The 26,541-nt window shown below is 66.1% G+C and carries 21 protein-coding genes, 1 tRNA gene and 1 pseudogene; 13 read left to right on the top strand and 10 right to left on the bottom strand.

The window, feature by feature from the left end:
- Positions 1–48 precede the first annotated feature (48 nt).
- Positions 49–2,154, top strand: a complete 2,106-nt coding sequence (locus ACFWGZ_RS00255; RefSeq protein WP_382449239.1) for a tetratricopeptide repeat protein — start codon at positions 49–51, stop codon at positions 2,152–2,154.
- Here ACFWGZ_RS00255 and ACFWGZ_RS00260 read toward each other — a convergent pair.
- Positions 2,137–5,235, bottom strand: coding sequence for a hypothetical protein (locus tag ACFWGZ_RS00260; RefSeq protein WP_382449240.1), 3,099 nt, complete (start codon positions 5,233–5,235; stop codon positions 2,137–2,139). The two genes, ACFWGZ_RS00255 and ACFWGZ_RS00260, sit on opposite strands and share 18 nt — an antisense overlap.
- A 77-nt stretch (positions 5,236–5,312) precedes the next feature.
- On the opposite strand from ACFWGZ_RS00260, the gene ACFWGZ_RS00265 reads away from it, so the two are divergent.
- The 5 genes and pseudogenes from ACFWGZ_RS00265 to ACFWGZ_RS00285 all read left to right on the top strand — a co-directional run bounded on the left by ACFWGZ_RS00265 (position 5,313) and on the right by ACFWGZ_RS00285 (position 12,090).
- A complete protein-coding gene (locus ACFWGZ_RS00265; RefSeq protein WP_382449241.1) occupies positions 5,313–6,968 on the top strand; it encodes a hypothetical protein in 1,656 nt (551 codons plus the stop codon).
- Positions 6,969–7,162: 194 nt separating this feature from the next.
- Positions 7,163–8,464: a hypothetical protein gene (locus tag ACFWGZ_RS00270; protein WP_382449242.1), complete on the top strand. Its 1,302-nt coding sequence runs from the start codon at positions 7,163–7,165 to the stop codon at positions 8,462–8,464.
- Positions 8,379–10,277 (top strand): CHAT domain-containing protein, encoded by a 1,899-nt coding sequence (locus ACFWGZ_RS00275; RefSeq protein WP_382449243.1) that lies wholly within the window; start codon positions 8,379–8,381, stop codon positions 10,275–10,277. Before ACFWGZ_RS00270 ends, ACFWGZ_RS00275 begins: the two co-directional genes overlap by 86 nt.
- 467 nt (positions 10,278–10,744) lie before the next feature.
- Positions 10,745–11,437, top strand: a pseudogene (locus ACFWGZ_RS00280) (recombinase family protein); the annotation flags it as partial.
- A gap of 302 nt (positions 11,438–11,739) precedes the next feature.
- A complete protein-coding gene (locus tag ACFWGZ_RS00285; RefSeq protein WP_382449310.1) occupies positions 11,740–12,090 on the top strand; it encodes a hypothetical protein in 351 nt (116 codons plus the stop codon).
- A gap of 421 nt (positions 12,091–12,511) precedes the next feature.
- Here ACFWGZ_RS00285 and ACFWGZ_RS00290 read toward each other — a convergent pair whose 3' ends face one another.
- The 5 genes from ACFWGZ_RS00290 to ACFWGZ_RS00310 all read right to left on the bottom strand — a co-directional run bounded on the left by ACFWGZ_RS00290 (position 12,512) and on the right by ACFWGZ_RS00310 (position 16,368).
- Complete coding sequence (locus ACFWGZ_RS00290) at positions 12,512–12,949, bottom strand: HIT family protein (RefSeq protein WP_382449244.1); 438 nt, start codon at positions 12,947–12,949, stop codon at positions 12,512–12,514.
- Entirely contained in the window at positions 12,946–13,812 is an 867-nt protein-coding gene (locus tag ACFWGZ_RS00295; RefSeq protein WP_382449245.1) for a macro domain-containing protein, read from the bottom strand. The genes ACFWGZ_RS00290 and ACFWGZ_RS00295 overlap by 4 nt, the downstream gene beginning before the upstream one ends.
- Positions 13,813–13,817: 5 nt before the next feature.
- Positions 13,818–14,330 (bottom strand): TIR domain-containing protein, encoded by a 513-nt coding sequence (locus ACFWGZ_RS00300; protein ID WP_382449246.1) that lies wholly within the window; start codon positions 14,328–14,330, stop codon positions 13,818–13,820.
- 264 nt (positions 14,331–14,594) lie between these two features.
- Positions 14,595–15,569, bottom strand: coding sequence for a toll/interleukin-1 receptor domain-containing protein (locus tag ACFWGZ_RS00305; protein WP_382449247.1), 975 nt, complete (start codon positions 15,567–15,569; stop codon positions 14,595–14,597).
- Between the two features lie 550 nt (positions 15,570–16,119).
- A complete protein-coding gene (locus tag ACFWGZ_RS00310; RefSeq protein ID WP_382449248.1) occupies positions 16,120–16,368 on the bottom strand; it encodes a hypothetical protein in 249 nt (82 codons plus the stop codon).
- Between the two features lie 190 nt (positions 16,369–16,558).
- Here ACFWGZ_RS00310 and ACFWGZ_RS00315 point away from each other — a divergent pair, with 190 nt between their 5' ends.
- On the top strand, positions 16,559–18,118 hold the full coding sequence (locus tag ACFWGZ_RS00315) for a transcriptional regulator (protein ID WP_382449249.1): 1,560 nt from the start codon (positions 16,559–16,561) through the stop codon (positions 18,116–18,118).
- Here the strand turns inward: ACFWGZ_RS00315 and ACFWGZ_RS00320 are convergent, their stop codons facing one another.
- From ACFWGZ_RS00320 to ACFWGZ_RS00330, 3 genes are all read right to left on the bottom strand, one after another.
- Positions 18,119–18,469 (bottom strand): signal peptidase I, encoded by a 351-nt coding sequence (locus tag ACFWGZ_RS00320; RefSeq protein ID WP_382449250.1) that lies wholly within the window; start codon positions 18,467–18,469, stop codon positions 18,119–18,121.
- Entirely contained in the window at positions 18,466–20,025 is a 1,560-nt protein-coding gene (locus tag ACFWGZ_RS00325) for a transcriptional regulator (protein ID WP_382449251.1), read from the bottom strand. Before ACFWGZ_RS00325 ends, ACFWGZ_RS00320 begins: the two co-directional genes overlap by 4 nt.
- 135 nt (positions 20,026–20,160) lie before the next feature.
- Positions 20,161–20,565: an XRE family transcriptional regulator gene (locus ACFWGZ_RS00330; RefSeq protein ID WP_382449252.1), complete on the bottom strand. Its 405-nt coding sequence runs from the start codon at positions 20,563–20,565 to the stop codon at positions 20,161–20,163.
- Between the two features lie 166 nt (positions 20,566–20,731).
- Here ACFWGZ_RS00330 and ACFWGZ_RS00335 point away from each other — a divergent pair, with 166 nt between their 5' ends.
- From ACFWGZ_RS00335 to ACFWGZ_RS00360, 6 genes are all read left to right on the top strand, one after another.
- Complete coding sequence (locus ACFWGZ_RS00335; RefSeq protein WP_382449253.1) at positions 20,732–20,929, top strand: helix-turn-helix domain-containing protein; 198 nt, start codon at positions 20,732–20,734, stop codon at positions 20,927–20,929.
- Positions 20,922–21,260 carry a WhiB family transcriptional regulator gene (locus tag ACFWGZ_RS00340; protein ID WP_382449254.1) on the top strand — a complete coding sequence of 113 codons (339 nt, stop codon included), beginning with the start codon at positions 20,922–20,924 and terminating at the stop codon, positions 21,258–21,260. The genes ACFWGZ_RS00335 and ACFWGZ_RS00340 overlap by 8 nt, the downstream gene beginning before the upstream one ends.
- Positions 21,257–21,589 carry a hypothetical protein gene (locus tag ACFWGZ_RS00345; RefSeq protein ID WP_382449255.1) on the top strand — a complete coding sequence of 111 codons (333 nt, stop codon included), beginning with the start codon at positions 21,257–21,259 and terminating at the stop codon, positions 21,587–21,589. The genes ACFWGZ_RS00340 and ACFWGZ_RS00345 overlap by 4 nt, the downstream gene beginning before the upstream one ends.
- Entirely contained in the window at positions 21,586–22,227 is a 642-nt protein-coding gene (locus tag ACFWGZ_RS00350) for a hypothetical protein (protein WP_382449256.1), read from the top strand. The genes ACFWGZ_RS00345 and ACFWGZ_RS00350 overlap by 4 nt, the downstream gene beginning before the upstream one ends.
- A complete protein-coding gene (locus ACFWGZ_RS00355; RefSeq protein ID WP_382449257.1) occupies positions 22,224–24,317 on the top strand; it encodes an FtsK/SpoIIIE domain-containing protein in 2,094 nt (697 codons plus the stop codon). The genes ACFWGZ_RS00350 and ACFWGZ_RS00355 overlap by 4 nt, the downstream gene beginning before the upstream one ends.
- Positions 24,318–24,468: 151 nt before the next feature.
- Positions 24,469–26,232, top strand: coding sequence for a recombinase family protein (locus ACFWGZ_RS00360; RefSeq protein WP_382449258.1), 1,764 nt, complete (start codon positions 24,469–24,471; stop codon positions 26,230–26,232).
- Here the strand turns inward: ACFWGZ_RS00360 and ACFWGZ_RS00365 are convergent.
- Positions 26,214–26,296 (bottom strand) — tRNA-Leu (locus tag ACFWGZ_RS00365). The two genes, ACFWGZ_RS00360 and ACFWGZ_RS00365, sit on opposite strands and share 19 nt — an antisense overlap.
- Between the last annotated feature and the right edge of the window lie 245 nt (positions 26,297–26,541).

Raw genomic sequence — 26,541 nt, forward strand, 5'->3', positions numbered from 1 at the left:
CCATTCCGGCGGTGTTCCGGCTCCGCACCGCCGACCCATACTCGGGTGATGCCAGACCCGCCCAGGACGATCAACAAGGTCAGCGGACAGACGATCGGCGCGGTGGTCCAGGCCGAGCGGGTCGAGCGGATTGAGCTGAGTACCGGCCGCGCACGCCCGGTCGCCGTGACCGGACTGCCTCCCGCGGTGCCCGCCCTGGTGGGGCGCCGGGCGCAGCTCGCGCAGCTCGACGAGTTGTTGCGACCCCGCGAATCGACGGAGGAACCAGCGCGCGGCGTGGCGGTTGTCGCCGGGCTCGCGGGAGTGGGCAAGACTGCTCTCGCGCTCGCCGCGGCCCACGGCGCGTGGCGCGACGGGTGGTTCCCCGGCGGTGTCCTGATGATTGACATGCTCGGCTACGACCCTCCCGAGCTGCGGGTGAGTCCGGAGCAGGCGCTGGGAAGCGTGCTGGGCAACGTCGGCATCGCGGGCAAGCACATCCCGGCGGACGGGCCCGGCCGGGAACGCCTCTGGCGATCGGTGCTCGCGGAGCGCGCCGAGGCCGGCGACCGGATGCTGATCGTCATCGACAACGTGTCGAGCGCCCGCCAGGTGCGTCCCCTGCTTCCCGGGGTGCCTCCGCATCGCGTGCTGATCACGAGCAGGCACACGCTCGCCGACGTCGAGGCCGCCGTGCTCATCCGACTCGGGGTGCTGAGCGCGGATGAGAGCGCCTCGCTGTTGTGCCAGCAGCTCGACGGGGCGGTTGCCGGAGACCGCCGAGCTGTGTCGCGTTCCGTGCACGCGCGGGAGATCGCGCGGATGTGCGGCGGACTGCCCCTCGCGATCCGCATCGCCGGTGCTCTCCTCGCGGCCGACGTCGGGCAGCCCCTCTCCGAAATGGCCGGAACGCTCGCGGACGAACGCAGCCGCCTCGAGGAGCTGAGCTACGACGGCAGCTTCGCCGTCCGCTCCGCCTTCGACCTCTCCTACCGCCTGCTGGGGGAGACCGACGCGCGGCTGTTCCGCCTGCTCGCCGCGCATCGCGGCCGGGAGTTCCCGGCGGAGATCGCCGACGTCCTGCTGGGCGAGAGGTCGGGCCCGAGTCTGCGTCGGCTGCACCGGGCGAACCTCATCGAGGCGGGCAGCGAGCGCGGCCGGTGGCGCATGCACGACCTCGTGCGGCTCTACGCGCAGGAACTCGCTGCCGAGGAGGACGACTACACGGCCGTCGTCGAGAAGCTGGCTGGCCACTACCTGTCGTTGTGCGGGCGTGCGCAGCACCGGCTCAACGCTGCCGTCCGGACCTCGCCGGTCGACGAGGAGGTGAGCGATGTGCTGACCAAGGTCGACCTGGAGCTGCAGAACGTGGCCGCCACGGTCACGCAGCTGCACGAGCTCGGCCGCGACGACCAGGTGACCCGGTTGGCCGAGTCGATGTTCACTTACTTTGACCTCCGCAAGTGCTGGGACGTCTGGGTCCATGTCGACCAGGTGGCGCTGAAGTCGGCACTGCGCCGCGGCGACGGGGAAGCGGCGAGCAGGATCCGGATCAGCCTTGGCGTGGCACTGCGGGACCTGGGACGCTTCGACGAGGCGATCGACCTGTTCGGCCAGGCGCTCGCGCACTTCCGGTCGACCGGGCAGCACCGCCGGGAGGCCGAGGCGCGCAACAACCTTGCCGTCGTGCTGCGCAAACGCGGCCGGTTGGACAGCGCGCTGCGCGAACTCGACACCGCACTATCCATCTGGGAGCGATCGGGAGACGCGCTGGGACAGACCCGCGCGCTGAATAACTTGGGGTTGGTCCACTCGACCGCGGGCTCGCACGCGGTCGCCGTCGACTGCTTCGAACGCGCGCTGGAGCTCGCGCGAACGAGCGGCGACGAGAGGAGGAGAGCGAAGGTGCTGCACAACCTCGGCGCGGTGTGCCTGCGCCTCGGCCAGCTGGAGGAGGCCACGGCACACCTGCGGCTCGCCCTGGAGATCAGGCGGCGCCTCGGCGACCGGCACCGGGAGGCCAAGTCGCTCGCCATGCTCGGTACGGCTCTGCTGGACCTCGACCGGCCGGACGAGGGCACCGGCATGCTGCGCCAGGCACTGGTGGTGTTCCGCGGACTCGGAGACGAGCGCTGGGCCGACAAGGTCAGGACCTGGCTAGCCGGGGAAGGCTGATCTCATCGCCCGCAACCACTCCCGGACCTCCTCGGGCGCGGCGGCCTCGAGCACGGGATCGGGCTCGCGGCGCAGGCTGTGCGCGAGGAAGTACTCCTGAAAGGCGTGGTGCGCGAAGCGGAACAGCTGGACCCCGCCCGGCCCGCGTTCCCCGGCCGGGAGCAGGACGCTCTGCACGGCGAGGGCTTCCGGGTCGACGTCGGCGAACCAGCCCGGTCCGCCATCCAGCACGTCGTCGATCGGGACCACGGGCAGCAGCGTCAGCTCTCCCGTCGGTTCGACGGCGATCATCGCGCGTGCGGCGGCCGCCATGAGTTGGAAGGCGCGGTTCTTCGTGCGGTCCAAGGTCTCGGTACGGCCGGTGCGGATCGGGGGACGGGTCGCGTCACCGGTGATCTTGGGCAGGGCCCAGTCGCGTTCGACCTTGCGGTGCAGCCAGTCCGTCATCAGGTCGAGCCTCGACCGCTCCCGCAGGCCTTCCTCGCGGATGTCCTCGATCAGCATGGCCAGGAACAGCGGGCGGCGCGGGATGTCGCCGTACAACTTGCCGTACCCGTCGTTCTCGAGCAGACGGCGGAAGTCCTCCAGGCCGGCGTCGGGGCCGTCCAGCGCGAGTGACCGGTCGACCAGGACGAGCATGCCGGCCGCGGTCCATGGCCGCAGTTCCGTGGTGGCGATGTGCTGCACCGTGTTGGTGGTGGCCGAGATCGCCGCGCGCACCTCGTCCAGGCGGCTGTTCCAGAACTCGGTGCGCACGCTTACCAGCACCGGAACGTCGATCTTGCGGAATGTCCGGAGCAGGTCAAGCAACCCGGAACGGCGTTGCACCAACGGCGCCTCATCGAGGCCGTCGACGATCAGCAGCAGGTCTTCGCCGGGGGTTTTGAGCCTGATCTTGAGGCACTGAGGGGAGATCTCGTCCCACAACTGCCCGACCATGCCCGTCCACCCACCGCCGGTACGGCCTTCGCGTTGCAGCACCGCGGACATGACCTCCGCCAGGTGCATCTTCTCCGAGGTCAGCCGTGCGGCGGGCAGGAGCAGCACCCTGCGGCTGGTCGCCTTCGAGGCCCGCACGGCGAGGGTGGTCTTGCCGTAGCCGAACTCGCCAACGACCAGCTGGATCCCGCGCGTGGCTTCGACCAGGCCGGGCACCGGGTCGGCCACCCCCTCGCTCGGTTCACCGATCCTCTCCAGCCCCCTGTTGGAGAACGTAGCCCGGTACCGCCGGAACGGGACCTCGGTCACGGGGTCGTGGTGCGTGAGGCCGCTCAGCACCTCCGCCGCGCGGGCCGAGTACTCGGAGATCACCAGGTCGCACTGGTCGCTCACCGCCTGCCACACGTGCCGAGCCAGGTCGCGGTAGTCCCACAGGGTCGTCCACGCGACGTCACCGAGCGAACTCAGCGGCCGCAGCGCTTCCGCGACGGCCGCGTTGTACCGCTGGTCGCGATGGTCCCGGTTGTGGACGAACAGGTAGTGGTCGGCCCGCTGCCCGCTCTGCTGGAAGCGCCGGATCAGGCGGACGGAGTCCTCGGCGTGGCTCGTGAACCAGTCCTCCCCGGCACCGAGGTCGGCGAACTGAACCGCGATCAAGAGAGGCTCCCCGTGAGGGTTTCCCTTGTGCGCGAGGAAGAGGCCGGGGACGGTCTCGCTCGCCGTCGTCCGCACCCCACCGCCCAGCCCGCCGAACGCCACGGACAGCATTGCGCGCGCGACGCGGGCGAACTCGTCACCGGGTTCCGCCAGCCGCAGATGGCTTCTCGTGTTTTCGAACTGCTGTCGTTGCCGCCATGCCGACCTGGGTTCGGTCAGTGAGGGCGGCGTGGCTCCGGTCGACGCTCGTGCGCGAGGGACGTCCTCCTCGGCTGACTTGGGCGGGAGCTTCGCGATCTCGTCCGCGCCGATCGTCACCGGCGTGCCCGGTTCGAGCACGCCGAGCTTCGCGAGCAACGCCTTCAGCAGCCGGGCGGCGAGCTGGAAGAACCACCAGCGCTGCTCAGGGGTCAGGGTCGACCGGCCCGTCAGGATCAGCGCGCTGCTCACCTCGGCGGCCTGGAACTGCGCGCGCCAGTCGATCAGGCGGCCGCGCCGTTCGGCCCACCGGTCACCCGTCTTCCTGATCGCCGCGATCGCGTCGACCAGACCGGAGGGAAGCCCGCCCGGGCCCGTCTCCCCGGCGAGGAAGAACAACAGCCGGCGCGCCTGCTCCGGATCGGGGAGTTCGTCGAGCCAGTAGCGGACGACCGACATCAGCAGCGACGCCTGGTCCCAGGCCAGAGGCAGGTCGACCGAGTACGAAGCGAGGTCCACGAGCCGGAACCCGAAGGGCTCATCCTCCGGCGGTGTGCACACGACGTTGTTGACGTGCAGATCACCGTGGACCTTGCCGTGCTGCACGCGGAGCATGGCCGAACCGCTCAGCCGGGGCGCTAGCGCGAAGGCAAACGGGTTGGGCAGCGTGTCCCCCGTGATCTCCAGCCAGGCCGCGGGAGAACTGAGCAGTGCGGGAACGTCGCGCGCCCAGGCCGCGATCTTGCCTCCGGGCTCGATGCGCACGCCGAGGTGCCGGCTCATCATCTCGGCGAGGCTCAGTGACTGCGGGCGGGTGCCGGTCGAGTTCCACTTCTCCAGCAGCGACTCGCAGATCATTCCGCACGCCGTGGCGGCCGAAGGCGTGCCGATCGACTTCTGCACGGGGGCGTGGTCCCGCAGGCCTCCCGCGGCGAGCTCCTGGAACATCACGACGCTGCCGTCGGGACAGACGATCGAGTCGAACGCCAGGCAGACCAGGTGGTGTTCCGCGAACTCCGGCGCGTCCGCCAGTGCCGCCCGGTGGCGGCTCGCCTCGTTGTCCCTGGCGGACTCGGTGCCGAACGTCTTGGCGACGATTCTGCGTTCGGGAGCCCGGTCGTCCTGCTGCACGTGGACGATCGCGACACCGGCGGTGCTGTGCCCGTGCAGGGAGTGATCGACCTCGACGGACCTGCGGTTGACCGCGGCCCAGTCGGCCACGGCACGGCCCGGCACCTCGCCGAGCGCGGCTACCAGCGGTCTGAGGATCGAGTCGTCACTGGGCAAGGGAAACCTCCGTCACGCGGCGTGTGCGCTTATCGTATTGAGACGGCGTCGCTAGGGTTGGCCACCGGGAGGAACCTGTGGCGTCGGAAGACATCCTGGATCACGCGCTCGAACGACTGCTCGGCACCGCCGCGCCCGCACTGCGGGCCGTCGGAGCCGCACGAGGGTTGCGCTGGGAGCTCGACCGCCGGCTGGTGGAGGGACGATCCGGTGCGATAGTGGCGTTCGTGCGCGAAGTGCGGCCCTTGGGCGGTGGCACGAGGCGCGGCACGACGCCCTACCTGATGAAGCTCGACACCTACCCGGACGCTGGGGACGGTGAGTTCGCCCGCCACCGCAAGGCGTTCCTCGACGAGCCCGCCTTCGCGCACGCCTACCTCACGGAACTGGCTCCGGAAGGCCATGATCTCGTGCCGGTCGGCGACGGCAGGTGGATCGTCTTCCAGCGGGTGGCGACGCAGTCGGTGGACGGGTTGGGAGACAAGGAGGAGATCCACGACCTGGACGTGGTGTCGAAGGCGCTCGCGAGTGTCTGCGCCAGCGGCCCAGTCACCACGACCTTGGAACCGGTGCGGTGCGAGCCCCCCGACTTCGTGGGCTTCTGCGGCAGGGTCGTCGACGTCGTGCTGCGGGAGTGGGTGAGCGCGCCGGACCACGAGTCCATGAACGTCCCCGCGTACTTGAAGGCGCACCTGCTCAAACGCACGGACGAGGGCAAGCCGCTCCAGGTCGTCGAGAGTCTGCTCAAGCACGACTGGTTGCTGATCGGAACGGACCGCGAGCGGCAGCCGAACCCGTTCCCGCTCCTGCGCGCGGACGGCCCCGCCGCCGAGGTGATGGTGAAAGCACTGCTCGGCTGCGCCCACGGAGACCTGCACGTGGTGAACGTGCTCGCGCCGCTCGCCGCGCTCACGCCCGGCGCGCCGTTCCGGCTGATCGACCTGGCCAAGTACGAGTCACGCGGGCCGCTCGCCCGTGACCCGGCGGGGTTCCTGCTGCACATCGTCGTCCGGGTGCTGCGGCACTTCGACGAGTCCGCGCAGGACGCGATCAGCTGGTTCCTGTTCTGCGACGAGGAGGAACGAGCGGAGTGGATCGGCGATGTACCCGGATGGCTCGCCGATCTCGCCGAGACCGTCCGGCGGACCGCGGAGCGCTGGGCCCACGGGCACGTCCGGCTCGACGACTGGCGTGCGCAGTGGCGGCTGTCGTTGCTCGGGTGCGCCCTGATCCTGCTGGCCCGCGGTTCGACCCGGGTCGAGGACAGGGTCTGGCTGCTGCGGTTCGCCTCGCGGACCACGCGCCGCGTGCTGGGACCGAAGAGGCTTCCCACGAGCGGCCTCGCGACCGAGGTGACCCCGGAGATGCTCGTGGTCGCACCACCGGTCCCGTCCGGGAGCGAGGACGAGTCGTGGGTGGAGTGGTTCTGCGACGTCCAGCAACGGTTGTCGCGCAAGGCCGCCACGCCTGAGCACCGTCAGCGGCTGGCCGAGCTGCACCGGTCGGCGCTGGCCGGTGAGGACCGCGAGGACCAGTTCCTCGACCTCGCCCGCGAGATCGACCCGAAGCTCTTCCTCACCCGTGACGCCGGGGGCCACGACGGCCTGGTCGACGAAGTCCTTACCTGTCCGTTGGAGGAACACAGATGTGGCAAGGTGGTCCGTCCCCGGCCCGGCGAGGACCTGGCGCGGTGCTCGCTGCTGCCCGGCGGGATGCGGCACGAGTTCTGGTGACGCCGCGGTTGCGCGCGCTCGTCTCACGAGGTTAGGAGCACGTCGTGGGGGAGGACATCGACGCGAAGCTCGGCGTCGCCGCTGGACTCGTGGAGAGGTACCTGAACTCCGCGCGGCAGGACGACACGGATCTGGTCTACGCCGACAAGATCTTCACCGCCGCGCTGGACTCGTGCTCCGCCGGTCGCGAGTCGGTGGCATCGGGGTTCCACGACCACGCCACCGCCCTGTTCCTGCTCTTCCACGACGGAACCGACTGGGCGCTGCTGAAGCGCGCGATCGAGCGCGAGCAGTGCGCGATCGCCCGCGCCGCGCCCGACCACCCCGGCCTGGGCGTCATGTGGGCGCGCCTGGCGGAGATGCTGGAGGCCGCGGCCGCGGGGCGTTACGGCGTCGAGGACAATCATGACGAGCTCGCCGCGATCGTCGGCGCCGCGCAATCGTCCGGTTTCGAGACCGCCCGGCTGCACCTCGTGCAAGCGACGATCGCGCGACGCCGGTTCGACCGCGAGCCGGACCTCGCCGTTCTGGGCGAGGCGATCGACGCGGCACACCGAGCGGCCGAGTCGGCGGGAGAGTTCCTGGTGTCGGCGTTGATGAAGGAGGCCGACCTGCGGCACGTGCGCTGGCGCCGCGCCGATGATCGTGACGATCTCGACGCGGCCGTCGAGCTCCGGCTGCGCGCGCTGGAGGCGGGGCCTGGTCCGGCTCAGCTGTCGGCACTGCACGCGGGGTTGTGCGGCGCCTACCGCGATCGGTTCGAGCGGTTCCTCCAGGTGCGCGACATCGAGCGCGCGGTGTCCTTCGGCCGGCATTCGGTGCGTTCCTGCCCGGAGGATCAGGGCCGTCAGCGGGCGAGCTGCCTCACGAACCTGAGCGGGGCGTACCGCACGCGGTTCGAGCACACCCGTCGGCCGAAGGACCTCAGGCGTGCCGTTGTCCACGCGCGGGCGGCCGTCGACGCGAGCCCGCCCGGCGATCCCGAACGGCCTCGCCACCTGTCCACGCTCACGCTCGCGCTGTGGTGCGGGCTTCGCTTCCGCTGGGACCCGAGCGGTGCGGACGAGGCGATGCGCGCGAGCCGCGAAGCGCTGGAGTTGACCGGAACCGGACGCCACCCGCTGCGTCCCGCGCTGCTGGCGAACGCCGCGAACGTGCTGCGGGGTCAGGTACGAGTGGACGAGGGATCTGACCGACCTCAACGAGTCGGTGGCGATGATGAGATCGTCGGTGGACGCCACCGACAAAGGGGACGTCGCGCGATTCCGGCGCCGTGCCGGGCTGTGCGCGGCACTGTTGCGCAGGTTCGAGAACACCGGCGAGCGAGCGGACGTCAACGCTGCGGTCCGGGAAGCCACGGGAGCGTGGAAGGACGCGCCGGAGGACCACGGCCAGCGGCTCGGTCTGGGCATGAACGCCGGACTCGCGCTGTACCGGCGCTACGAGGCGTACCGGGCCGAGCGCGACCTGTTCGACTGCCTTCGCGCGTACGGTGAGACCGTCGAGGCTACCCCGGCCGACCACCCCGATCTCGCCCGCTGGCGCTCGCAGATGTCCGCTCCCGCGCGAGAGTTGTACCTCCTCACCGGCAACGAGGCGGATCTCGCCCTGGCCGTCAGCTTCGCGGCGGCGGGCGCGCACGGCACCGATGACGGGGGAGCCTGGTTCAACCTTGGCATGGCGCTTTCGCTGGCGCACGAACTAGAGGTGCTCGCCGGCGAGGACCGGAACTGCGGCCGAGCCGCCGAGGACGCCTTTCGGCAGGCCGTTCTCAGCGAGCGGACGGCACCCTGGAACCGTGCGGCCGCGGCAGTGCGGCTAGCGAGGCTGAGCGCCGGCCGCGCTGACTGGGAGGCCGCCGACGCGGCCTACGGCGAGGCGTTGCGGTTGCTGCCCGTGCTGACCGGCAGGGACCTTGGGTGGGACAGCCGCCAGCGTCAGCTGTCCCGCCTGGCTGGCCTCGGTGTGGACGCTGCGGCGGTGGCTTTGCGGCGGCATGACAGGGCGCGTGCGCTGCTGATCCTGGAGCAGGCCCGGGCAGTCCTCATCGGACAGTCCGTCGAGCAGCAGCACCACGTCGCGGCAGTGCGTCGCGTCGACGAGGGGCTCGCGGACGAGTTCGAGCAGCTGGCCGAACTCCTCGGTGCCGACACCGCGGCGGCGAGTGAGATGAACGCCGATCTCGTCACCTTCGCCGACCCCGCCGAGGCTCGTCGTGCTCTCGCCCGGAGGTGGAACGACGTGGTCGACACGATTCGACGCACGGTTCCCGGACAGGAGCGATTCCTCGCCCCACCGGAGATCGGTGAGCTGCTCGCGGCCTGTGCGGACGGCCCGGTCGTGGTCGTGAACGCCTCGCGGCACCGCTGCGACGCGCTCGTCCTGCGGTCGAATCGGATCGACGTCGTGCCGCTGCCGGATTCAGTGTGGGAGGAGGGAAACCGGTGTGCGGAGCGGTTCCTCGAAGCGACCGCCGCGAACGACGACGGCACGAACGGCGTGATCGTCAAGACCCTGGACTGGCTCTGGATGCAGATCGCCGAGCCTGTGCTGGACGCGCTCGGCCCCGCTGTCTCGCGCGTGTGGTGGATTCCCGCAGGAGTGTTGAGCGCCTTGCCGTTGCACATGGCTCAGAGCGAGGACGGCCTGCCCGGGGTCCTGGACCGGGTCGTGTCCTCGTTCGCTCCGACGGTGCGGGCGCTGACCCAGGCTCGGCGCCGTCCCACGACGAGACCGGAGTCGGACCTGCTGGTCGTCGCGATGCCGGAGACTCCGGGCCACAGGTCACTTCCCCGTGCCGCGCAGGAGGCGGCCGACATCGCCCGGCACGTCGACGGCAGGACTACGTGCCTGGAGGACGCCGACGCCGAGACGGTGCGCGACGCGTTAATGCACGCGGCCTGGGCACACTTCGTGTGCCACGCGCTCGCGAACCTCGTCGATCCAGCCGCCGGCGCGCTCCTGTTCGCGCGAGGCAGGCTGGCCGTGCGGGAGATCGCCGCGCTGCCCCGGCTCGACAGGTACCTGGCCTACCTCTCCGCGTGCTCGACGGCGAAGGGGGCGGGGCTGCTCGCGGACGAGGCCATGCACCTGGCATCGGCGTTTCTGCTGATCGGATTCCGTTCGGTGGTCGGAACCCTTTGGCAGGTCGAGGACGACGCGGCGAGGCGAGTCGCCGACGACTTCCACAGCGCGCTGCGGAAGGGGAAGGAGCCCGCCGTCGCCCTGCACGAAGCTGTCGTGAGCCTGCGTGCCGCGTATCCCCGGATGCCCGCGTTGTGGGCGGGTTTCGCGTACTTCGGTCCGTGACCGGACCCACTCCGCCGGGCCGATCAGCTGCCGGTCCTGCCACACCTGCTTCGCCATGTTTTAGTCCAGCACACCGGTGACCCGGCCAACCACCAAGTAACGTCCGGCAACTCCAGTTCCGGCAGCTGCCGATTGTGCAGCCGCGCGAGGCGGGTCACCCACTCGGAGGACAGCTCGAACTTCGTGGTGAGCCAGTGCATGGGTCTGCTGCACCGTTAGGTGACGTCTTGAGTTGGCTCGCCGCGACCGCGAGGTGGCCGACGTCTGGTGTGGCTCGCTCTTGGTCTGTTCGGGTGGAAGATGGACAGGACGTCGTCACGACGCCTCTGGCAGTTGGGTCTCGGTTGTGACCGAGGGAGCTGACTGTGGCCACGTTGACGAACGCTGAACTGGTTGCCGCATTGACGGGACGTCGCCGTCCAGCACCGTCTGAGGAGCCTGGCCTGAGGTTTGCGTTCTACGGCCGGATGTCGACGAGCACGTTTCAGGACGTCCAGACATCACGTGCGTGGCAGCGCGCCGTGTCGGATGAGTTGGTCGATGGTGTCGGCTCGGTTGTCGTGGAGTTCTTCGATGTAGGTGTGTCGCGGCGGTGGTCGTGGCTGGACCGTCCGGAGGCGGCGGCGTTGCTGGTCGCCGCTGCAGATCCTGATCGTGACTTCGATGCGGTCGTGGTGGGGGAGTACGAGCGCGCTTTTCATGGTGATCAGTTCCGTGAGGTCATGGCTCGGCTGAACGCACTGGGTGTCGAGGTATGGCTTCCGGAAGCGGGCGGCCCGGTGGAACTCGGGAGCCCTGTGCATGAGGCGTTGATGGTGTTGCTGGGTGCGCAGGCGCAGCGTGAGGTGGCGCGGGCTCGCCAGCGGGTGTTGGCGGCGATGCGTTCTCAGACGCGGTTGCAGGGCCGGTTTCTGGGTGGTCGTCCGCCGTATGGGTATCGGTTGGTTGATGGTGGTCGTCATCCGAATCCTGTGCATGGTCGGTGGGGTCGGCGGGTGCAGGTGTTGGTTCCGGATTCGGTGACGGCGCCGTGGGTGCGGTGGATGTTCGCCGAGCGTGCTCGCGGTCGTACGGTGGCGTCGTTGGTGCGCGAGCTCAACGAGCGTGGCGTGGTGTGTCCGTCGGGTGCGGATCGCGAGCGGAACGCGCATAGATCGGGGGAGCGGTGGATCGTCCGGACGGTAGCGATGATTCTGGAGAACCCGCGCTACACCGGTCGGCCCGAAGCAGTACAACTGGTCACGGACCTGGTGGACGTGCAGGCGGGCGCGGTTCGGGTGCGCTGCGGTGGAACCCTGTCAGCGAGTGGGAGGTGTCCGAGCGGATCGCGCATGAACCTCTCGTTGATGACGAGACCTTCGTTGCGGTGCAGGGAATGCGGGTGGCGAAGCCTGCCAAGGACGGCGAAGTCCGGTCTTACATACTGGCTGGTCTCGTTGTATGTGGTTTGTGTGGCCGACGGATGGATGGGCACTGGGTTCACGGGCGAGCTGGCTATCGATGCCGGCATGGCTTCACGAGCGCCAAGCGACGTTCCGACGGCGAACCGCGGAACATCTACGTTCGAGAAGACCACCTGCTCAAGGCCCTGCCACGCCTACTTGAGCGGACCGCTGGACCCGTGGAAGAAGGCGCGGGTGAGGAGTTGGTCGATCACGTCCGCGAGCAGCGTCTGCAGATTCACTATGACGATCGGTGTCTTGAAATTCGCTCCGTACAACTAACGTTTGAATCCGTGGAACCTGCTCGTCGCCCAGTTCAGCCAGCGCTTGCGTTGAATTGGTGTGCTGACGTAGAAGTGGCCGAAATATGAATTACCCCACGGGATTCTGTTGAATCCCGTGGGGTAAGAGAATGTCCGAGGACGATCTTGCTCGCTAAGCACACGCCTTACCTAGGCGATCACGGTCGGCGACCCGTCCTGTCCGTCCTGCGAGCACCAGATGTGGGACGGGGTGAGCGGGACGGGCGAACTCTGGTGTCTACCTGGGAAGACGGCCTAATCGGTGACAGTGGGACGGGGGAGCGCACGCCGTCCCACTGTCACTTTTCTGGGAGCGGCGCCGGGGCTCGGTGACGTCCAGAGAAGGGGACGGGACGCCCTCCTGGTGGGCGAACTATTCATGGCGGTCGCACGACGGGCTGCAAAGTGGCATCAAGAAGTCGAAGGCTGCGGTCGTCGTCCGAGGCATCACCAAGTGGCGTGCTTGCTCTAAGCGGGCCAGTATCAACGGCTAGTTAATGAAGCCGCGCAATTTGGATGCAATGGCCTCAGTTTCAGATATCGGCGCTTCCTCAACATGATGCCATTCGGTGCCGCCATCAGGAAGCGTTCCTGCGACGTGGAAGTGTACATGTGGGATTGTCTGATGTGCAGGAACGCCGTTGTTCTGCCAAACTGCGATGCCTTCTGCTATGTATGCGTCGGCAATCGCCCTGGTGGCAACCAATATCGCAGACATAATCGCTGATGCTTCTGGTTCGTTAAGGTCAAGAAGCGTTGGGCGATGAGATTTCGGTATGACAAGAAGGTGACCAACTCCACGCTGCTCGCGAGTTACGAGTGTGGCAGTAAGGTCGTCCTGTGTGAGTATGGTGAACGGGCGTGAACCGTTCAGGTACTCACAAAAAGGGCAAGGCTTGACCTGGGGAACGTCTATCGATGCGCTCATGAAGGCCTCAGGGACTTTAGGAAGGCTTGCAGTTCGAGCATGTCAAGGTTATCCGCGACTCTCTTCTCGACAACTATATTAAGGCGACTCGAAACCTTCTCTCGCCTGGACGAGAACATATATGAGAGCGCTATAAAGCGGATTGAATCCTGCGCCGGGAAATACTGGGATATTCGGGCCTGGCCGCCGCCTACAACTGCGATTGAAATTGGGTCGCCATTCCCTCGGGTTCTGGCTTCATCCCACACGTTATTCAGGCTGCGCCAAACTCCGTCGATGGTTCCGCGAGCCTCATTTCTGCTGTTCATCTTCGTGTACGCCACACAAAAGTATAGTTTTCGAACTGATGGCTCAATCGTCGCCACGGTTCCAATTGGGTAGGCGACTTGCTTGCCCGGCTTTCGATCTTCGACGGTAAATTTTTCCTCAAAAGCCTGTGATTCAAGCGCTGTTTCTAGTGCGTTGTCTAGTTTCTTGCGATCGCTCCTGTATACACGAGTGAGGAGCTGAGCTTGAACGCCCCTTTCGTCGATAATATGCGGAATCTCTGTGTCGAAGGTATTGGTCATTCCGATGACGATATTCCCGTCTTGCTCGAACAGGTCACCTTCAACGATGTGAATTTCCGTATTGGGAGAGCTGTAGCTTTGTTCGACAGGCCGCGGCCATGCGCGAATTAATCCATAGATGGCAGCCACGGTGACGATTCCGGCTAAGAAGTACGGTCCGATGGGAGGGAGAAAATTTGGAAAAAGGGCGTCGGTGATGCCTGTAAAGATGGCGAAGAGCCCGATGCTCGCTAGTGTCTGCGTCGAGAACTTCGCCCAGAATCGACGTTTTGTGAGATCCCTTCCGATGCTCATTGGAGCTACAGTCCAAGCCTGGTGTAAACCTCAGGCTTGTAGTAGCGGGGACCACCGGTTCCGTCGGATTTATGAAATGCTGGAACGTAGCTGTCGAGCGCGTATTGAATAATCTTGGCCTGGAAGGAAGTCGAGATAGTGTAGTACTCGCTGTCCAAGAATCGCTGAGGTATCAAAGCGCGGTCAATCGAGCGGTCCCCGTCCAGGTTCGCCACGACCACAGGTAGCCCGAGCTTCGCGATCACTTCAATCTCGTAGTACAAGAAGGATGCGCCGTCACCCGCTTTTGCCTTTCCTTTCGGGCTGCCCAAATAGATGACCTGCTTAGTATTAGCAAGACGGAGACGAAGGCTGCGCCGGATAGTTTCTGGGAGGCTGGTGTCCCGAGCTTGGGCGAGATCGTGAGCATTGTGGAAATCGAACTCCATATGCTCGTTCTCGCACCACGCTTTCATCATGTAATAGCTCTTGATGTCTTCGCTTGCAAAAGCAACATAGGTCTTGTTCCTGTAGCTCAAGTGCGGCGCTCCTGTCTTGCGGTTGACAGAGCGCAGGCTACTCGAAGCTGACCTCTACATGCACGTCTTAGGTTGTGAAAGATTGTCAAGGTATCAAGCAGTATGGTTATTTTGTGATCATTCCCGGCCTTGGCACCTGTTTCGAGGGTCGTCGACGCGCCGGTTGTCCTGTTTTTGTCAACTATAGAAGTACCTGATGAGCATCGGCTAGGGCGTGTCGCCGAGGAAGTGGCTCGCTCGTGTCTCTGGCGGTCAGGGTGGAGCTCACTGGAGTCGGCGTCGCAATGTGGGGCTGATGCCAATAACTCTCGTGCCGCCGTTCGCGAACCGGATGACATTGACGGCGCGCTCGCGCTCAAGAACCTTTAGGAACTCGTCGACGATGAACTCACTAGTGCCGACGGCAGCAGCAATGATGGGCAAGGCGTCTGGTTCGGTGGGTGTCTGATTAACCAGCGTCGTGATGATGCTAGTGTGAATATCGTCGATATTTGGCACGACGGTTGCAATTGTGGCCAGATATCCGGAGCTTGTCAGCCAGATATTGATAACTCCGCCACCAAGTGCTGGCGTGATTGTGACGTAGCCAGCCTCGGTGATTGCGTGAAGTGATTCCTCAAGCGCTTTTCCGGTTAGTCCTCCCTGCTCGGCGCGAGTTTCAACCAATGGCCAGTTACGTACCAATCCGTGACCGGCCTGCATGGCCTCAAGAAGAACGGCGGTAAGTAGGAACTGATCACTTTTGGTGAGTCCGGGAATCGTGGCGTGGGTGGAAGCGTAAGCCGGGCGAGGCGCTGTTACTGGGCGTCCCTCGAAGCTGTAAATCGCATTGGCGATTTGTTCTGCGGTATTTTTTACTCCTTCATCGGTACGATCACTGTTGATCCATACCAGATGTTGCAACGGCGCGGGCATATCGACACCGTCCAGTCGGACAGGGATGAGTCGAGTGCCGTGTGCGATCCTGCTGACGGTCGCATGGTCGAGTTCCTCGCGAACCCAGGGTTTCGTGGCTGAGTAAGTTGAAACTACGACGACTACAGCCTGGCTGAGTGCTAGCCCTTCGTCAAACAACTTTTTTACGAGGCTGTCGCCGGGCTTGATCTCCCATTTGTCGAGCCACGGCTGTATGCCGCGTCTGGCAAGTTCGCGCGCGAGAGGTTCCGCAAAGAGCGCCTTGTCTTCACTGGCATGAGAGAGGAAGGTGACAGGAGTAGATGGGGGCTGGTTGGCAGTCATTGGCTAAGCATGCCTGAGTTCCTGTGGCTGGCCAACGCGACACGGCGTCTTCGGGCTATTCAAGCTGTTGGATGTGTTGCATCGTCCATCAGAGTTCGCTAGCGCCGAGGGTGCAGAGAAGGCGGAAAGGCTTCATCTAGCGGGAGCAATCTTGATCCACTCATGCGGACCTTTGGCTCTCGACGCTTGCGATGGTCAATTTGCGTCTTGCCGCGTGGACGGATCTGCTCGTGACTCTGGCATCGGAGCGTGCCACTCTACGCACCTGGTGCAACCCGGGGCGCAGCGGCTGGAAAGCCAGCTCACGCACCGTTCACGTGCCTGAAAGATCCGCTCGTGATTCTCGTCAGGCTGCGGCGTCCGACGTTCCAGTCTCATTGTGGATGACGCTGACGAGGTGCGGCGTCCGGTGCTCGGTGTCGCGCCTGGTCAGGGGAAAGTCGGCGGACGGCCAGGCGGGCGGCGAATTCGCCGTACGCGACGGCGATGATCACGGCGAGAACCGCAACTAGGACCGTGTTAACTCCGCAGATGCACAACGCCCCGGCCATCACCGCTGTCGCTCCTCGCGTTTGGCGAGCGAGCGAAGCTGCGCCGACAGCATGGAGGCGAAGTTTTCGGCACCTTGCGGGAGGAAGCCGAGCAGCACTGGGCACGGGCTGGCGGGCAGTGTGACGTAGATCAGGTCATCTTCGCCGAGGTGCGCGTCGATCGTTGTGCTCGACCGAACGACGGCGACCACGTAGCCCGAGCCGAGAAGGCCTTCGGTCGCCGGGTGTCGTTCGCTGGGCATAGTCACGATGACCTCCGTTGCGAGGTGTCCGGCGGCGCTGAGGCGGACAGGAGGTGTCCACGCCGCCGGACGGCTCGGGGGACCGCTTGTGAGCGACCCATGTCAAACTGAAATCAACATCTCATCAGCACTTGGTCAGCGGAACGACCTGGCGGCGACATATAGGCGACATGGGTGAATCGGGAGGTGGGGCGGCGTGCGGACGTTCCGGACGGTCCTGGAACAGAAGATCCGGGAACGACGTCAGACCCTTCAGGAGTTCATCGACTTCGCTGAGGTGTTCGCGCGCGAGCACAACGAGCCGGGGACGATCGGCAAGCGTCATCTTCAGCGGCTCATCGCTGGTCGGAAGGCCTCTGGGGAACTGCTCGGGCCGACTGTCCAGCCGGCGACAGCGCGCCTGCTGGAACGGATCTTCGAGGTCGGGATCGACGACCTGCTGTCGCCACCGAAGCCACCCATGATCGTCGGTCGGCAACGGCCGGAACGGAACGCGGTCGAGTTGGCTGTTGCTCTTGACTGGCTCGACGAACGTGCGGGGTGGGAGCCGGGGACGAGCCGTTCGGAGGTGCGCGCGAGGCTTGACGCGCTCGACTTGGAGGCATTGCTGGACCGGGGAGCGCGGCGAGCAAGGGTTGGGCGGACGGCGTTGGCCCGCGCGCTCGTCGGGTACTACGGCGGCAAGGGCGTCTATCGGGCGGTCTGTGCGGATGCCGAGATCTTGACGAGCGTTGTGAGCCGTGCGGACTGGCTCGATCTGGCCTGCCCGCTCGGTGGTGCCCGTAGTGAGTTGACGCTGGCCGAGGAGACCAGCGACCACCGGGCGCTGGACGCGGTCGAGGCGTCGGCGGCCCTGTCGCGATTGGTAGAGTCGGTCGCGCTCGGCGTGCGGTTCGCCAACCTGCCGCTGTATCGCCTTCGAAGCGCTGACATCGACCAAGGCCGGGTGCGGGGGAGCGTCGGCATCGTGCCGTTCGTCGAGTACGCGCTGACGGCCGACCTCCTCGAACGAGAGCTGATCGATGCCGTCGGAGCCGGGAGTATTGCTCGACGAACTCCGTTGCGGGACAAGCAATTGCCGAGCCTCGACGCGGTGCACGACCTGTCCGGTCGCGTATGTGCTGGTGGTGTTCTGGCTCTATGTGCAATCGCTAGGCCGCATGATCAAGTCCGCGGTTCGGCTGACTACGCCCTGCTGGTGCAGGAGCGTTCCGCTCAGGTGCTGAACGCCGCTGGACGGCTCGCGGTGATCCCGAAAGGCTTCCATCAGCCGCTGACCGATGTACGGGCCGAGGCGGCGGTGGGCGCGACGCTTCGGCGCGAATTGGAAGAGGAGCTGTTCGGACGTCATGACGTCGATGCGACGGTGGGTGACGCGCGCTCGGCGGCGCCAATGCATCCGAGTCGACGATCGGAGCCGATGAAGTGGCTGGCCGGAGCACCGGGGCGGTTGCGGATGGAGTGCACCGGCTTCGGGCTGAACCTAGTCAGCGGGAACTACGAGTTCGCGAGCCTCGTCGTGATCGAGGATGAGGAGTTCTGGCACCGGTTCGCCGGGCAGGTCGAGGCCAACTGGGAAGCAAGTGGGCTGCGGCTGTACTCCAGCCTCGACGGCGACCTGGTGAGCGAGTTGATCTTGCAAGAGTCCTGGAGCAACGAGGGGCTGTTCGCGTTGCTCCAGGGCTTGCGACGGCTACGTGAGATCGGCGGCGACCGGGTCAGCCTGCCGCCGGTCGAGTGGCGTCTTGGCGGCTGATCAGGTCTGGGACGGCCAGCGGACCGTCATGACCACCGAGTCTTCGACGGCTTCCCATGAGTGGTCGATGCCGGGACCCCACATCACGTAGTCGCCCTGGCGCGTCATCGTCGCGCTTCCCTCGGTGAGGTCAACGCGGAAGTTCCCTTGTACCAACAAAACCAGGGTCGTTCGCTGGTCGTCTGAAGTCCACTCGACACGCTTGTCTCCGGCGGGGTGACTGAACCACTTCACCTCGACGTCCTTCGACGACCGCACACCCTCCGACGGGTCGATGAAGTGTCCGACCAGCCAGCCGCGCGTGGCGCTTCCGTCTTCCGCAGCGTTGCCCTGGCTCCAGTTCGCGGTCACCGTATCTCCCATTCGATCGTTGGCACGTTCACGCGGCTACCGCCGATCTCTTGGAGTCGGCGAAGCCCTTGCAGGAGCGCGAACAAGCCCTCGTTGCTCCACGCCGTGTCGGCTGCGAGTTCCTCGACGAGCTCGGCATCGGCACTGGAGTACTGGCGAAGGTTCGCCGTCTCCCAATTCGCCTCGATCTGCCCGCCGTAGCGCTGCCAGAACTCCTCGTCATCAACGACGATCAGACTCGGGAACTCGAAGTTCCCGCTGACGAGGTTCAGCCCGAAGCCAGTGCATTCCATCCGCAGACGCCCCGGTTCGCCGAGGAGCCAGCGCATCGGCTCGGAAAGGCGGCTCGGGTGCATCGGATCGGCGCTGCGTTGGTCGCCCACCGTGTTGTCGATGTCGTGGCGGCCGAACAGTTCTTCTTCCATCTCGCGTCGGAGCGTTGCGCCCACTTGAGCATCGGCTCGGAAGTCCACCAGCGGCTGGTGGAAGCCCTTCGGGATCACGGCAAGCCGACGCGCGGCGTTGATGACGTGACCTGAGCGCTCCTGCACCAGAAGAACGTAGTCTGCCGGGCCTCGGAACGGGTCGGCTGGTCGAGCGAACGCGCACAGCGCGAGCGTGCCGCCTGCAGTAAGGCGTCCGCCGACGTCCAGCACAGTGTCGAGGTCCGGCAAGTAGCGATCACGAAGCGGAAGCTCGCCCGTCTGCACGCCGCCGGCCAGCGCGTCGACCAGCTCACCTTCCAGGAGATCCATCGTCACGATGTACTCGACGAACGATGAGATCCCGACCGTGCCGCCGAGCGACTCCCTGCCCATGTCGAAGTTGAGCAGGCGGTACAGCGGCATATTGACGAAGCGGATGCCGAGCGCGAGCGATTCGGCCAGACGCTGAGCGGCCTGGTCGAACGCCTCCTCGTCGAGGGACACCGGCGTGGTACCAGCCGCGCGCATCAGCTTGAGACGGTCATCAGTTGCGATCAGCGGGCAGTTGAGGTCGAGCCAGTCGGAGCGTGTGAAGACGCTCGTGTCGGCCTCGACGTCGCCGAACCGGGCGGCATATCGGCCGTACCCGTCGGAACCACGGCCGTAGTAGTCCGCGAGAGCCTGCGCGATCTTGTTCTGATCAACGCGTCCGCGACGACTTCCCCTGTCCTGCAAGGAATTCACGTCGACCTGTGCAAGTCGTGACGCGACCGCGCGGCGGGCGGTTCCGGGCTCGCGGGTGCCGCGCTCGTCGAGCCAGTCGAGCGCGGCGACGATGTTCGGATCGGCCGCGAGTCGCTGTTCGGCATCGGCTGAGGCATCGGGCGCTGGGTGCGGCGCACCTGCGCGTGCCTCGGTGAAGCGCGCCTTTACCTCGTCGGACGCTCGATCGAGCGCTGTGTCCAAGGCCTGTTGCAGCTCTGATTTGGGTCGTGAGCTGGGCTTTTTGTGCCAATTGCCCACCGTGCGCCAGTGAACGCCGAGGTGATCAGCGAACGCTTCCTGACTGAGGCGTAGCGCGTTCTGCAACGCGCACGCGTCGGCCCCGGTCCAGCCGTTCGGCAACGTCATCTCGTCGCTACCCCCGAAGCGCGATATGTAGGGAACTTGTCATGGTTGTGTATGGGTCTTGCGTGGGCTCAGGCGCGTTTTCGCAGTGGAATTAGTGCCATGGAAAACAGCAGCTCCACCAGGACGAACAGCGAACTACCGACGGCCGCGGACGTGCTTCGCGACTTCCGCGAGTTGGCTCATTACGGAAGCAACGTCGGATTTGAGAGCGTCGAGCCGCTCAGTGATGTCTTCGAGTCGCTCTTCGACCCTGTCCATTCGAGTCCACAGGGTGTCGGCAAGGTCCACCACGGGGTCGCCGACCTCGGGAGGCGTGCGCCCCCGCAACACGGCGTCCAGGTGCAGCGGGTGCCAACCCAGCGCTGTGGACAGGGATTCCAGGGTTCGAGGGCTTCGCCGGCGCTCCACGAGGTTGTGCTGAATCTCGCGGACGATCGCGAGCGATACGTGCGACCGCTCGGCGAGTTCCTTCTGTCGCAATCCCAGCTCGTCCACCCGCTGGTTGATCGCCTTGGCGACTGCCGCCCAATCCTCCGACACGTATTCCTCCGCGCTCCGCCTCGGCGCTGAGATTAGTCACTGTTTCGAGCGCTGCGGCGTGACACGGCGTTTCACGCGCCGTTTGCGACTCTGCATGTCTTCATGAGTGCTGATATCAGCACTCATGAAACTGAAATCATCATTTCTCGTAGAAAGGTTATTCCTCATGCGTACTTCTCTGTCTTCCTCCGCCCACACCATCCGCGAGACCGCGTGGCTCCTCGGCGTCGACCGGTCCGAGGTCTGCCGCGCCATCCGACTCGGCAAGCTGCACGCCGAACGTCGGCGCGGTCAGACCGTCATCCCCGTGAGCGCACTCCTGCCGCTGCTCGCCAGCGCCGGTCCGGGGGTGCTCCGTGACTGACGACCGACTGATCGGCATCGCGTGGTCGCTGGAACGCCTGCGCTGGGTGCCGACCGACCAACTCGCCGAGCTGATCGAACGCGACGGCCTGTGCATGTGGGCGTTCACGAACGAGCCGCCCGACGCTGGCGAAGAACTGACTGATCACGAACTCGCCGAGCGCACCTGTGCCGGTTGCCCCGTGCAAGACGAGTGCCTGGAACTGGAGCTGCGCACGGCCGGTGAGAACACCACCGGCGTGTGGGGCGCGCTCACCGATGACGAGCGGCGGGAGTTGTACCCGCACTGGCTCCGACGCGGTGAACGCTTCGAGAGGGGGCCGCGTTCATGAACGCTCTCACCCTCAGCCCGACCCAGGTCATGGCCGCTGTAGGCGCGCTGCTGGTCCTGGTGCTCGTGTGGCGAACGGCGTCCCGTCGCGCGAAGGCTGCGGCGAGCGCGGCACGCACGGGAGCGCGGTTCGCATCGCTCGCCGGGCGCGTGCTGTTCAACGCCGCGCTGATCGTCGTGGCGCAGTGGATCGTGATCACCCAACGAGGTAGCGGTTGGCTGCTCGTCGCGGTGCTCGCCGTGCCTGCGCTGTTCGCGTCGTACACGCTGACCAAGGCCCTGACCGTGACGACGTACGAGCCTCGTCGCCGAGGCGGTGAACGGCGATGAGCGAGCCGATCGAGCGTGTAGCAGTACAGGTCGATCGATTGTGCTGGACCGGCATCCTGCTCGGGCTGGCGTTCACGATGACCAACGTTCAGCAGTTCGCGGCGGCCGGTTCTCCGGTGTGGTCACTCGCCTGGTGCGCTGCGTGGCTGCTCGACCCGATGGTGTCGCTGGTGCTGCTGGCGATCCTTCGAGCCGAGCAAGTCACGGCGAGGCACGGCGTCCGCATGGGTGGCTGGGTGCGGGCGGCGAAATGGTTCACGCTCGGCGCGACGTACGTCATGAACACCTGGAGCGCGTACGCCGCCGGATCGGCCGCGCTGGTGGTGCTGCACTCGGTTCCGCCGCTCGTCGTGTTCGTCGCCGCCGAGGCGGTGACCGACCTTCGAGACAAGCTCGGCTCGGCGGTCGCCGCGTACACGGCGGTGCAGGCGGAACCGCAGGCTGCATCGAGTCCTCGGCGAGAGGCACCGAAGCGCGCGTATCCGAGGACGTCGTTTGACGACTACCTCACGGTTGCCAGGGCGGCTCGCACGCCGGACGTGACGGTCACGCCCGCGTGGGTGCGCGAGGTGACGGCGTGCTCGCGCGGCCTGTCCTCACGGTTGGCTGCGGCACTGAACGCCGAGGTGAAGCCATGAACGGCGAAGTGGTTCCGGCGGGACCGGTGTTTGAGGGTGAACTCGTCGATGACCAGCAGGACGCGATCCAGCCGCCACCTAGCCACCGGCTCGCCGGCTGGTGGCTGCGATCGCGGTTCGTTCCGGCGGCGTTGAAGTCGCGGCAGGCACTCGCCTACGCCGCGAAAGACGGGCTTGAGTGGTTGGTTCGGTCGCCGTTCCGCCTCGTCCGGGCTGTGTGTCGCGGCCTGGTGGTCGCGGTGCGCGGCTGGCGGCGTTGGGTGCGGGTGCGCGACTACCGCGAGGCGGCCGAGCAGTCGGAGAAGCTCGCGGACAAGTTCGCGGAGATCCGTGGACTGACGTTGTTCCGATGGAAGGTGACCGGTGCTGTAGCCGTCGTTTCCTTTGCCTCCGTTGCGATCCTTGATCTGCTCTACGGGCACCGAGTGTTGTGGATCGCTGGTGTCGTCGGCTCGGCGGCGTTGGCGATCCTCGGCAGGCAGAAGGATGGGAACCCTGGTCGTAAGGCTGCTCTCGCCGGTCCGCGCTCGCTCGCGTGGACGATGGACCCGCAGATCTTGGTGGACGCGTTCCGCGACGCCAAGCTGATTGGCAAGGACGAGATCCTGCGGCTTGTCGAGCGAGCGAAACATCAGGGCGGGGGATGGGCGGTCACCGTCGATCTTCCCGCTACCCGCAAGGCGGCCGACGTCGTGAAGCACCGGGAAGACTTGGCATCGGCTCTGGCGGTCGATGAGATTCAACTCAGTGTCGAGCGAGTGCGGGGTAACGGTGGGCACGCCGGACGCGTCGCGATGTGGGTTGCCGATGAGGACCCGTACGCCAAGCCGCCGATCCGCACGCCGTTGCTGGCGGTCGAACGTTGGGACGCGTGGCGGCCGGTGCCGTTCGGCACCGACGCACGCGGCAGACGGATCACGCTGCCGCTGGTTTGGACATCGCTCCTGATCGGCGCGCTTCCGAGGCAGGGCAAGACAATGGCCGAACGACTGGCAGCCGCGGGCTTGATCTTGGACCCGCACGTCCGGCTCTATGTCGCCGACTTCAAGAACGGCAAGGACTGGAAAGCCGCCGAGAACGTCGCCTATCGGTTCATGGCGGGCGACGACGCCGAACACGTGCTCGCGTTCCTCGACTGGCTCGTTGAGCTGGTCGCGGATGTCCAGAACCGCTACCGGCGGATGCAGGACCTCGACGACGTGACCTGTCCCGAGTCGAAGGTGACACCGGACATGTCCCGTGACCAGTCGCTGGCAATGCCGATCACGGCACTGATCGTCGACGAGGTCCACATCGCACTAGAGGACCGCACTCCCGTTGAGGTGCAAGGGAAGAAGCTCACAGCAGGGGAGTACATCGGCGAGCTGCTGGCGTGGCTGGCCAAGAAAGCTCCAGCCGCCGGCGTCATCCTCGTTCTGGCGACGCAGCGACCGGACAGCAAGACCATCCCGACCAAGTTGCGCGCCGTGCTCGGCTCCCGTTTCGCCCTGCGCGTCATGGACTTCCGAGACAGCAACATCATCCTCGGCGAACAGATGAACACGCGCGGATACGACAGCAGCCGCCTACTTCCGTCCCATCGCGGCGTGGGCATCCTGCGGCCGGACGGCGAGACCCAAGCAGGTGCCGACGTACTCGCGCTGACCGTGCGTACCTACTACATGCCCAACGAGGACTGGCGCGAGATCTGCCAGCGCGGCCGTGCCCTGCGCGAGGCGGAAGGGACGCTGAGCGGTCATGCGGCAGGACAGGACGTTCCGCCGATGCTCGACCGCTCGACGGCGGTCAAGGCCATCGGAGCCGGCACCGTGGCGAGCCTGGCCGAGGTCGAGCTGCCCGAACCGCTGGCATCGCTCGTCGGCTACCTCGGCGACGACCTGAACGAGCGGGACTTCGTGCCGACAGCCGAACTCATCGAAGCGCTGGAAGTCGAGGCGACGGCGTTCGGCGCGGACATGGCCGAGTTCGAGTGTCGGCCGACGCGCCAGTACGTCCAGGACGGCGACAACACCCGGCGGGTACGCGGCTACCTGACGGCCGACATCCGAGCAGCGATCACTGAAATCAGTTCATCGGGTGGCTCGTCATGACGGCCGATGACCAGCCAGGGAAGCGCGTCACAGTGCACGTGCCGGTAGATCCGCCTGTCCTAACCAAGCAGGTAAGACGCATACTGCTAGCGATGCTGATCGAGAAAACCGAGATCGAGGTACTCGACGTGCCTCGGAGAGGGGAGGTGTGATGACTGCTGAAATCAGCACAGACCCATGGACGACGCTCGACGGCCTGTGGGGCGTCGAGGTGGCGAGCGTCATCGACGAGGGAATCGGGCCACTGGCGTTCAGCGGCCGATGCTCGACCGAGGACAACCAGGACCCGGAGACGTCTCGCGGCTGGCAGTTCGGCAACGCCCAGAAGTTCGTCGAGCCGCTCGGTGGGGCCATCGTCGAGGAGTTCTTCGACGTTGGTCAGTCGCGGTCCGTGCCTTGGGAGCGGCGGCCTGAAGCTGCGCGGTTGCTGGAAGCGCTGAAGGACCCCAACCGTGGCTGGACCGGCGTTGTCGTCGGCGAAGGTACGCGGTGTTGGTTCGGCAATCAGTTCTCGTTGATCGCACCACGGTTTGAGGCCTACGGAGTCGACCTCTGGGTTCCCGAACTCGGCGGAAAGTTCGACGCCCGCAACCCATCGCACAAGATGCTGATGAGCGTGCTCGGCGGCATGAGCGAGTCGGAACGTCAGCACGTGCAGGCGCGCGTCCGTGCCGCTATGGATGCCCAGGTGGTCAACGAGGGGCGGCACCAGGGCGGCCGAGCACCGTACGGCTACGTCGTGGTGGACGGCGGCCCTCACCCGAACCCGCGTAAGTCGGCGGAGGGCTACAGGCTGCGAGTGCTCGCCGTTGACGACTCGGCGGCCGAGGCGGTGCGCCGGATCTTCGCCGACTACCTCGGCGGTGACCTCGGGGACAGGGCCATTGCGACTCGGCTCAACCGCGACGGCGTGCCGTGTCCGTCGGCCCTGCGGCCGGATCAGAATCGGCACCGGCAGGGCGACGGCTGGCAGGGGAGCACGGTCCGGGCGATTCTGGAGAACCCCCGCTACACGGGCTATGCGTTCTTTGGCCGGTGGCGGAAGTTCGAGACGCTGCTCGACCCGGACGACGTGGCGGCCGGTCACGTCGTCAAGTTCCGCCGATCGAGCCCGGACCGCGTCGTTCGCTCTCGCCGACCTGCTCACCCGGCGCTCGTGTCGGTCGAGGAGTTCACGCAGGCCCAGCTACTCCGCAAGTCGCGGGCGGCCGGTGGAATGCGAGGAAGGGCGAAGCTCGAACGTACTCGCACCAGCGGAGCACGGCCGTACATCCTGAAAGGCCGGATGCGGTGCGGAATCTGCACGCGGAAGATGCAAGGGGCGATCATCCGGAAAGAGCACACCTACTACCGGTGCCTGGCGCGCTCGTTGGCCCCAGGGTCAGCGGCATTGAACAGCCATCCCAGGACGGTGAATCTCGCCGAGGACTTGGTGTTGGAACCGCTCAACAAGTGGTTGTGCCAGATCTTCGACCGCAAGAGCATCGATCGGACGGTGTCGCACCTCGTCGAGTCGCAGGGTGGCTCGGTGGAGAAGTCGACGACGCGTGATGCCGCGAAGAAGCGGCTAGAAGTCGCCGAGGCCAAATTGCGGCGGTTTCAGGCAGCGATCGCGGCAGGAGTCGATCCGGTCGCATTGGTGGATGCGATCAACGAGGCGGAGGAGCAGCGCGCGGCGGTGAGCGCCGAACTGAAAGGATTGCCCGCACCGACAGCACTCACAGCCGCTGAAGTCCAAGCGAGGCTCGACGGGCTCGACGACGTGACGACGATCATCACGGAAGGGAAGCCGGAAAGGCTCGCCAAGCTCTATGAAGACCTCGGCATCGAACTCAAGTACGACATAGCAGAAGAGGCCGTCTATGCGACGACCTCTCCGCGTGTGTTTAACGTCCGTGTCCGAGGGGGGACTTGAACCCCCACCCCCTTTCGGGGACTAGCACCTCAAGCTAGCGCGTCTGCCATTCCGCCACCCGGACGTATTCAGTTCTGCTTCGGCTCTCGCCGTGGTGTGTGGATAGATTACATGATCGTCGTCGCGCGCCAAAATCGGGGCCCGATGCGGGCGTTTGTGCTGGTGGGGTGCGTGTGGAGGTGGCGCGCGGGAGTTAGGGTCGGGGTGTGGATGAGCTGACTGGGTGGTTGCTCGACTCCGATCCCGCCTTGCGGTGGCAGGTGCAGAGGGACCTGGTGGGTGCGCCGGCTGAGGTGTGGCAGGCCACGC

This window comes from Lentzea sp. NPDC060358 (assembly GCF_042725365.1).
In the GTDB taxonomy this organism is placed as follows: domain Bacteria; phylum Actinomycetota; class Actinomycetes; order Mycobacteriales; family Pseudonocardiaceae; genus Lentzea.